8 protein-coding genes are annotated in these 9211 nt (G+C 39.8%); 4 read left to right on the top strand and 4 right to left on the bottom strand.

Annotated elements, in window-relative coordinates; genetic code table 11:
* Positions 1 to 25: 25 nt before the first annotated feature.
* Both WH223_RS18870 and WH223_RS18865 read left to right on the top strand, forming a co-directional pair.
* Complete coding sequence (locus WH223_RS18870; RefSeq protein WP_340049421.1) at positions 26 to 1039, top strand: PorP/SprF family type IX secretion system membrane protein; 1014 nt, start codon at positions 26 to 28, stop codon at positions 1037 to 1039.
* Between the two features lie 10 nt (positions 1040 to 1049).
* Positions 1050 to 3011: an OmpA family protein gene (locus WH223_RS18865; RefSeq protein WP_340049420.1), complete on the top strand. Its 1962-nt coding sequence runs from the start codon at positions 1050 to 1052 to the stop codon at positions 3009 to 3011.
* Between the two features lie 95 nt (positions 3012 to 3106).
* Here WH223_RS18865 and WH223_RS18860 read toward each other — a convergent pair whose 3' ends face one another.
* The 4 genes from WH223_RS18860 to WH223_RS18845 all read right to left on the bottom strand — a co-directional run bounded on the left by WH223_RS18860 (position 3107) and on the right by WH223_RS18845 (position 7211).
* A complete protein-coding gene (locus tag WH223_RS18860) occupies positions 3107 to 5113 on the bottom strand; it encodes an FUSC family membrane protein (protein ID WP_340049419.1) in 2007 nt (668 codons plus the stop codon).
* Positions 5114 to 5225: 112 nt separating this feature from the next.
* Positions 5226 to 5828, bottom strand: a complete 603-nt coding sequence (locus tag WH223_RS18855; protein WP_340049418.1) for a hypothetical protein — start codon at positions 5826 to 5828, stop codon at positions 5226 to 5228.
* Positions 5818 to 6318, bottom strand: a complete 501-nt coding sequence (locus tag WH223_RS18850) for an RNA polymerase sigma factor (RefSeq protein WP_340049417.1) — start codon at positions 6316 to 6318, stop codon at positions 5818 to 5820. Before WH223_RS18850 ends, WH223_RS18855 begins: the two co-directional genes overlap by 11 nt.
* A 14-nt stretch (positions 6319 to 6332) precedes the next feature.
* A complete protein-coding gene (locus tag WH223_RS18845) occupies positions 6333 to 7211 on the bottom strand; it encodes a TraB/GumN family protein (RefSeq protein ID WP_340049416.1) in 879 nt (292 codons plus the stop codon).
* A 282-nt stretch (positions 7212 to 7493) separates the two neighbouring features.
* On the opposite strand from WH223_RS18845, the gene WH223_RS18840 reads away from it, so the two are divergent.
* Positions 7494 to 8075: an RNA polymerase sigma-70 factor gene (locus WH223_RS18840; protein ID WP_340049415.1), complete on the top strand. Its 582-nt coding sequence runs from the start codon at positions 7494 to 7496 to the stop codon at positions 8073 to 8075.
* A 55-nt stretch (positions 8076 to 8130) separates the two neighbouring features.
* Positions 8131 to 9207, top strand: a complete 1077-nt coding sequence (locus WH223_RS18835; RefSeq protein ID WP_340049414.1) for a FecR family protein — start codon at positions 8131 to 8133, stop codon at positions 9205 to 9207.
* The last annotated feature ends 4 nt before the right edge of the window (positions 9208 to 9211 follow it).

Genomic DNA, 9211 nt, shown 5'->3' with positions numbered 1-9211 from the left:
ACGTAGTATTTAAAAAATGAAAAGTATGAAATACGCGAAATATGCAGTTTTTATCGTAGCAGGATGCTTGGGCTTAACGAAAGTTAAGGCCCAGCAAAGCATCCAGTTCACACAATATATGTTTAATTCTGTGAGTGTAAATCCAGCTTATGCTGGATACAAAGAGGAATGGTTTGCACAAGCAGGTCTTCGTAGTCAATGGACAGGGTGGGAAGGGGCCCCTAAAACAGGGACTGTTTCCATCGATGGGGTGGTAGATCCTTATTCGAAGCGACATGGTGTGGGTTTAAATATTACGGCAGATAAGCTCGGTGTGCAGTCTGCGACCTCCTTTTATGCTAATTATGCCCTTCGTCTACAGCTAGATGATGACGATACGAAGCGTTTAAGCTTGGGTATCGCTGGGGGATTTACGCAGTATAGCTTAGATGGAAATAAAATCGTAACTAACGATGGTAATGATCAGGTTCTTCCTGAAGGGATGATTTCTGACTTTGTACCTGATGTTCGTCTAGGGGTATATTATTATACACCGAAATGGTATGCCGGTGTATCTGTACAGGATCTTTTCAGTGGGTCGAATTCGGGTTCTGATTATCGTTTCAATCAGAATATTACGGAAAGTCTATACCGTACAATTCATAGTTATTTTATTGCAGGGGCTGTTTTTGAGCTTCAAGAGGGTTTACATTTAAGACCAAGTTTGCTCGTTAAAGAAGATTTTAAAGGACCTACTGCTTTAGATGTTAATGCCATGTTTGTATTCAATAGGAAATTTTGGATAGGGGCAGGTTACCGTACACGAGCAAAGTTGTTTAATCGCGAGTACCAATCAAATTCTGTAAATAAGTTGAGTTCTACGAATGCTATTACGGGAATCGTTCAAGTTTATGCGACCGATAGGTTCCGTATTGGATATTCCTATGATGTGATGTTAAATAAAATGAGTGGTAATCAAGGAGGAACACATGAGGTTACCTTGGGTGTGACATTTGGTAGACAAGGAGCGAAGCAGTATTTAAATCCACGATTCTTTTAAGCTAAATGAAATGATGATGAATGCGTTAAGAAAAATAAGTATAGCGACGGTATGGATATTATCTATGCTTACCGCCTTTCCAGTTATTGCACAAGAGCAGGCGTCACTGAGTGATCGTGCTTATCAGTTTTACTTGGCCGGTGAATATGCAAAAGCAATTGATATATACGGACGTGTGCAGCAGCGTAAGGAACTCACAAATAAAGAGGTTGCCGCGTTGGCTGATGCATACTATCAGATTAATGCATACACACAAGCGGAACAGTGGTTTCAAAAGCTGACGGTTATTTCTCCGGATCAGGCGGATGTAGCATTGAATTATGCACAGGTGTTGAAGGCAAATGGAAAATATGAAGCTGCTAAAGCTAGTTTCCTACAGTACAGAGATCGTTTTCCACAAGGGAAAGATGTATCTGTTGCCTTGGCAGGCTGTGACTCCGCTTTGCTATGGACGGCTCATCCAACAACGTATGCTGTAAAGAATGAGAAGGATGTTAATACAAGTCTAGCGGAGTTTGCTGTTTTTCCGTTGAGTAATGGCGTGCTTTACACGGCACAGCCTGCGGTTAGTTCTGCACGCGTTAGCGGGATGACGGGGGAGGCTTATCAGAAAATATTCTCGGCAAGTCGTGATGATGATGGTATCTCCTTAAAGTATCCAGTTTTGATGGATGCTATTTATAACGATGCTGCTTACCACGTAGGCCCGGTATCGTCCAATGCAGCACAAGATTTGTTGTTTGTGACTAGAACCTATGGCGGAAAGGATATCGAGAAAGTCAAGCGGGATGGTATGCGTTTTAAGAAGTATAACTTAGAACTCGTTATTTACAAAAAACAAGGTTCAAGTTGGGTGGCAGAGTCCTTCCCTTACAATAACGTTGAAAAATACTCCTTGGGCCATGCTACATTGAGTTCTGATGAGAACGTATTATATTATGCTTCCGATATGCCGGGAGGGCAAGGTGGTGTTGATATTTGGTATAGCGAAAGAAATACGGATGGCAGTTGGGGATCGCCTCAAAATGCAGGCTCTGTTATAAATGGTGTGGGCGATGAACTATTTCCTTCAGTCTTTGCTGATACCTTGTATTTCTCGAGCGATAGTTTTGCTGGAATGGGGGGCTTGGATATTTTTAAAGCAGTTGGGCATAAGTCTAATTTCAAGCAAAGAGAAAACCTTAAATATCCAATAAATTCTTCGACAGATGATTTTGCTTTTGTGGTTAGTGCGGATGATGATGAACGCCAATTTGGCTATTTGTCGTCCAATAGAACTGGAGGAGCAGGTTCGGACGATATTTACACTTTCATTTATACAAAACCTCGAAAAGAAGTTCATATAAAATTTGAAACACAAGTTTTTGATAAGGTTAGTTCAGAGGCGATTCGTGATTATCGAGTAAAAATAAGTGATCGTTCCGGCGTGTTGTTGGCGAGTACTGTTGCTGACGGTTTGTTTTTTAATCATGGATTAGATGAAAATACCGCTTATAAAGTAGTTGTTTCTAAGGAAGGGTTTATGTCTGACTCCTTACTCTTAAATGGGCTAAGCCCGAAAAAGGATACAACTGTAATTGCTCGTTTTCATTTGCAGCCTGTCAACAAGAAGGGGATAAATTTCGTGTTGCCTAACATTTACTATGATTATGATAACGCCGATATTCGTTCGGATGCGGCTATTGTACTTAATAAACTCGTAGAGGTATTGCAAGAAAATCCAACGTTGAAAATAGAGTTGTCTAGTCATTCCGATAGTCGGGGTTCTTCAGCCTACAATTTGAAACTATCAGAGCGTCGTGCTCAATCGGCCGTCAACTACATTGTTGGACGAGGGATTGCTAAAGACCGATTGGTTTCTAAAGGCTACGGTGATACCAAGCTGTTGAATCGTTGTGCAAAAGGAGTGAAATGTTCTGAGGAAGAACACCAAGCGAATAGACGTACGGAAGTCACCGTTATCGATTATTAACGGTTAGTCCATTAAAACAAAGCCTCCAATATTGCTAAACAGTATTGGAGGCTTTGTTTTTAGCGCGTTGTGGATTTTATTTACTTGGTGATTTTTTATACGCTTTCAGCGAGTAAAGTTAAATCCGTTAACAGCTCATCGATATCCGAGGAGCGTTCAAGTAGTTGAGTCAAATTATTATTATCTACTTGTAAATTGCCCGTGTTTACAGCAAGACCAATAGTTAAGGCATTAATCCGGTAGGCAAGGCTGTGGAAAGTATTTGGACTTGTCCAGTCTTGTTTTTTATGTCCAGGCTCTGTTTGCAACTGGTGTATAGTATCTGAGAAAGTAGCCAAAATAGTCTGTGTGTTCTTTCTCGCCATGCGTACGGCTACGTTGTCATGGCTATGCTCGTGGAGCTGTGCTGCGACCATTTGAAAATAAGAACGGCTATGTCGTACGACTTCTTTAGCCAATGCCGACATTCCTTGTTTTTGACGTAGCGGCAAAAAATAACAACCTACGATTGCTAATAAAGTTCCCGTAAACGTGAAAAATAATCGACTACCTAGAAGCTGTGTTAGATTTCCGTGATAACTATTTAAAGCTAGAAGTACGGCAATGGTAATAAAAATTACGCTGACCATATAGTTCGGTCTGTTGAAAAAGAAAAAGCCAAATAGACCAATTGCCGCTAATGATAGTGCTGTTTTTATATCGTTGATAAAATAAAGAAGTACCATCGCTATTAACATTCCCGATAGGGTTCCAATGATCCTTTGCGTATTGCGTAGTTTGGTATTTCGTAAACTAGGTCTTGCTACGATGGCTAACGTTAACAGTACCCAATAGGCATAGCCAGACTCAGGCATGAATAAACCTACCGCACCACCCAAGCCAAAAAGAATAGCTAGACGAAAGGCAAAAGTGAATAAAGCGGAATCAAATGTTAAAAGTTTTTTAATATTAGCCCAACTTTTGTTGGCTTGTGGGATGAAGTTTTGATATTCATTTATGTTGAGTGCTTTACGCGATGTGAAGTAGGCCTCATCATTACACTGAATAGCCTGAATCAAATGGATGATGGATTTTATATTATGAAGCGTTCCTTTTAGCACGTTTGCAGCTTTAAAGGGGGCTTCTTCACGGATTAACTCAATTTGGGCTAATAGATTTTTGATCTTTGTATTTTCTTGGATGCTGAGATTGGAACGTAGCTTTAGCTGCTGCATATGTCCAATTTTTTCAACTTCATCTGCCAATGCGATAATTAATTGTTGAATCAGTGGTAGACTTTGCGTAGGCTCTAGTGTTTCACGAATAGCATCGTAATCGTAGTCTAGCGCTGTCAATAACTCGTGTAAATCTATAAGGCCATAAATTCGGTTAAGCCAGCTTCCATTGCTGTTGGAGGTAAGTAATTGTTTTTCGCGTAGGAGCAATAGCCTTATTACTTCTTGGCTTTCGCTTACCTGCACATGAACTTTGCTTAATTTTTTGTAGGTTTTTTCTATAGGAATTTGTGGATTGTAGCATTCTGATTTGCTACGTATCAAGACTGCTAAATTCTGGAAGCCTCCGGCCATAGCATGACGTAGCGATCGGTAGGGCGTGATATAGGTTTGCAGTATGCTGACGAGGTAATACAGCCCAGCGCCTAAGCAAATATCAACCGTAAGTCCGATTGGGTCTGTTGGTGGCAAGCCCATGATAAAGCTGATTAGAATCAGGGCTAGTGAGCCTACTGCTGCGGCACGCGAACCATATACGGCAAGCATGGTTCCTAAAAACGCAGAAATAGTAAGGAAGCATAGTAGCAGATAAGGCGTTTTCAAGCTGTAAGAAGTCAGTAGGCTGGCTATAGCAAAAATGCTAATACACCATTTGGCTGAAATCCACTTGTCTGTACGATTGCCAGGGAGGTCGGTTAAGGCAGCCATTAAGATGCCGACACCAATACTTATAGCACTATGTAGGTCTACAAAATAGTAAAGCAACAATGCGGGGACAAGGGCGGTAAGGCTATTGCGCAAGGCATCGCCACTATGTTCACCTGTCAGAAATTTTAAGAGGCGTCGGAACGCCGTATCATATTTTGTGGTCTTTTGCTTTATCGGCATATTTGCCCTGTATTTTCTGCAAAAGTAAATAATAATTCTAGTATTATGAATTATTGTATGCAAAGTGCGAAGTTTATGACATTAAAACTAGGCATAAACTTCGCGCAACTGGTTATTCTTCCAAATTATCGATTATACGTTCTAACTCTTTGGCATATCGGCCGTATATTTTTTTAACCCAAATAACAATTGAAAATATAGTTAGTAAGGTGGTTATGCCTATTCCTATACCCATATAAACCTGCGTTTCTTGAGATAAACTTATAATAGATTTACCTTTTTGCAATAGGCGATCTTGAAGATAAATACCAAGCCAAACGAAGACAAAAGGTAAGAGCAGGAATCCAAAAGATTGATAACGCTCCATAGCCAGTCGCAATTCATAATAGATGCGTAGAAGGCTTCCTTTAGTAGCGTTGCTAAAGAGGTTTACCTGTTTGTAGAAACGATAGAATGTGGAAAGGTAGTAGCTTGAGATAATGAACAACATGGCATACGCAATGTAATAAAGCATGTAAAAATCTTTCGCGATGCCCATGATTGGGGGGACGAAGCCTAAGAAAATTATGCTTAAGACTTGTAGTATCCCCTCTTGCTTCATGCTACGTTGTAGCTTTTCTAAGGGATGCTTGCTTTGGTTATTATTCGGAATTTGGATATCCAAATCTGGTTCTTCGATGTTGTTCCAATTTTTTTTCAGTTCGTCAAAATTCATAGTTGTATTTTTTTATGATCTGTTGTAATTTTTCTTTTGTTCTGTTTAGTTTTACACGTGCATTTCCTTCAGATATGCCCAGTTGAATGCCTATTTCACGGTGTGACAATCCTTCCATAAAGTAGAGCATCAAGGCTTTTTCAATCGGGTTGACTTCATGCAAAGCGCGGTAGAAAATCTGTAATTGTTGATCTTGTGTGTCGCTATACTCTTCATGTACGGGCTCTGGTGTTGTTTCACTCGTACTGAAGCTGTCACTTCTTCTTTTTTCCTTTTTGAAGAAGGTTAAGGCTGTGTTTAGTGCTACACGGTACATCCACGATGAAAAGGCACTTTCTCCTTTAAAGAAAGGATAGGATTTCCAGAGCTGTATCATAATCTCCTGCTGTAAGTCTTCTCGGTCTTCCGGATGGTCGGCATAGAGCCGTACCACCTTGTACAAGATTCCTTTGTGTTGTTGTATGCGTGTGGTAAATTCTTTTTCTACCATTTCTATATTCAGACTTAAAGGTCGCTAATTTCGTTTACAGGGCTTAAGGTATATCCTTGTTTACGGAGTAGTTCAATAACTCCATTTTCTCCCGATAGATGTGCTCCGCCCATGGCAAATAAAGCGGTGCCTTGTTGCATTATTTGCGGCATACTTACGGTAGCCCAATCCTTGTTGCGTTGATCAAGTACCCACTTTTTTTGTTCTGTACTCATAAATCGTTTGTCTGTGCTTAATTGATATAAATTATCTGTTTCTTCATTATTGAACGCTTGAATCATCTTTTTCGCAATACGTGCATATTCGTCGCCTTGTGCAAGCTGATCAATTATCTGCTGCAGGTTATAGGCTTTGCCGATATAGTCTAACTGTGCTTGTGCAGACTCTAGGCCTCCAAATTTTTTATTTTTACTCGCAGCAAGTTTCAACAATTCAGCATCGTAGTAGCGCACATCTTCAGCACTACAGTCTATTGATTTTTGAGAGATTAAAGCATACAAAGCCTGCGGAGTGTATTTTTTTACCGCCTCGAAGTTGCTGTTGTAACTTTTTCTAAGGATGCTATCCAGCCGTGTTGCCTCTGCTGCAGATAATTGTTCGCCTAACGGTTTTTCTGCAGTAACCATACGCTGTAATGTTTCTACTTCCTTTGGATCCAAATAGTTTATCTCTAGTATAAATTGATCGGCCGATTCGATAGCCTCTTTAACTTTATCCTTTATTATAAAATGCTCGGCACATAAGGTGTGGAAAGTAGCCGCTATGTAGGACGGTTTGCTAAGGCCATTACCTGAGACTTTCCATAATAAGCTTTCTTTTTTCTGTTGTGCATGGCAATTGATGGTTAGTAAAATTGCAAAAGCCAAAATCGTTAATTTTTTTAATAGTTTCATATTTTTAGTTTTATACGCTGATAAGGCGTTTTTGTTAGTTTTTGATTTTCTTTAAGGAGTAAGTACTGGCAGTTGGCCATTCGTTACAACTTTTTTAAAAAAGTTGTAACAATCGTGTATACTCTTTTTCTGCCGTAGCACTTTTAAGTGGTGAAACGTGTTATTAAATGTTGCTTTCTGTGCATTTGTCATATTGTAAAAGATGACAAAAAGGCTTTGGCTTTCTTTACTTTAATATTGTAAGTTTGCGACCGTATTTATTTATGAAATCTACTATACTAGTTGAGTCGTCTTTCCGAAGAATATAGTTTACTACCTACTCCTGCCTTACAAAAGTTAGTACATCATAAAAATGAAGAAGCCTTTAGAGCGATTTATGATCGCTATTGGGATAAAGTTTTTGTCATTTGTAATAACCGGGTTCAGCATATGGATGTTGCGCAAGATCTTGTGCAGGATATCTTTTTGTCGCTGTGGACACATGCGGACCTGTCGTCTATTGAAAATCTCGAAGCCTATCTTTACCAGGCGACGAAGTTTTCCATTATCAAGCACTTTCATAAATCAAATCGCTACACCAATGTTGACCATTCGGTAATTGGTATACTCGATCGTGTCGAGGAGGTCAACCTGGATGAGGCGCTAGACTCCAAATTTTTGCAAGAGTTGATTTTTCAGGAGGTAGAAAGGCTTCCTTTGAAGACACAAATCATCTTTAATTATTCCCGTAAGGAGCATTTAAACAGTAAAGAGATTGCTGAAAAGCTCCATATTTCCCACCGTACTGTTGAAAATCAAATCAGCTATGCCCTTAAGCAGTTGCGAATTTTCTTAAGAACAATAAAAACTTTTATCATTTTTTAAATTTTTCCGTGCGTAGGTTGCGACTTGTTGTACATGTATAGTATAACCAGGAGAAATGACGCAAATAAATGAAGAGATAAGAGCAATCTTAATCAAGATAAATGAAGGACGTGCCTCTGTAGAAGAAAAGGCGCGCTTTCAAGAGTGGTATACTAGTTTTGATGATAGTCACACGAAAGTGGAGGACAATCTAGATACCGAATTACTACAAGAGGAAATTTGGAAAGAAATCGGAAAACATACGGCGAAGCCTAAAGTGCTTTGGAAAAAATATATGACGGTAGCTGCTGCAATGCTGTTATTTATTGGTAGTGGCATTTTCTTTTTTCAGCAGAAGAGCAATCGTCCTGATGAATCGACTGTTTTTCAGAGTGGTTTATACGTGTTGAATGAAGGTGTACATGCGCCAGTGCAAGAAATTACAGAGACGGTAAGTGATTTTTTGGACTCCAATTACTATGTTGATCTCGCTAAGATTAGTCCGGATGCTATGATTAAGGAGGTGTATACCGGGAAGGGGCAGTTTTCAAAAGTTATTCTTCCGGATGGTACTAAAGTATCCTTAAACGTAGGAACAACGTTGCGCCTTTCACCAGACTTTGCGGCTTCAAGCCAGCGTACAGTGGAATTGGAAGGGGAAGCTTATTTTGAAGTGACGACAATTCCGCATCGCTCTTTTGTGGTGAAAGCTAAAAGCCAAGAGGTACGCGTATTAGGAACAAAGTTTAATGTGAAAGCTTATCCAAACCAATCGGCTATAAAGACCACTTTGTACGAAGGGAAGATTGCTTTGGCCGACGGACTTGAAATGCATGTGCTGGCTCCAAAGCAGCAGGCTATAAATACGAATGGAAAAATTGCAATCGAGCAAAATACGTCGACAGCAAGTTTCGGTTGGCGCCAGCTAAACTTTGAATTTGATAAAGAACGCATGGAAGATGTACTCCAAGAGCTAGCACGTTGGTATAAGCTAGATCTTGTGTTGGAGTCCAAGGTTCCGAATCAACTCATCTCTGGAAAAATTAGTCGCGGAACTGATTTAAAAGATTTACAACTTATTCTTACTAACCTAACACAAGGAACTTATCGCCTTAAGGCGGATAAGCTCTATGTGAAATTTAAAAATAATTAACCCA

This window comes from Sphingobacterium sp. MYb382, assembly GCF_037572665.1.
Taxonomy (GTDB): Bacteria; Bacteroidota; Bacteroidia; order Sphingobacteriales; family Sphingobacteriaceae; genus Sphingobacterium.
This window is presented reverse-complemented; position numbering and strand designations above follow the sequence as displayed.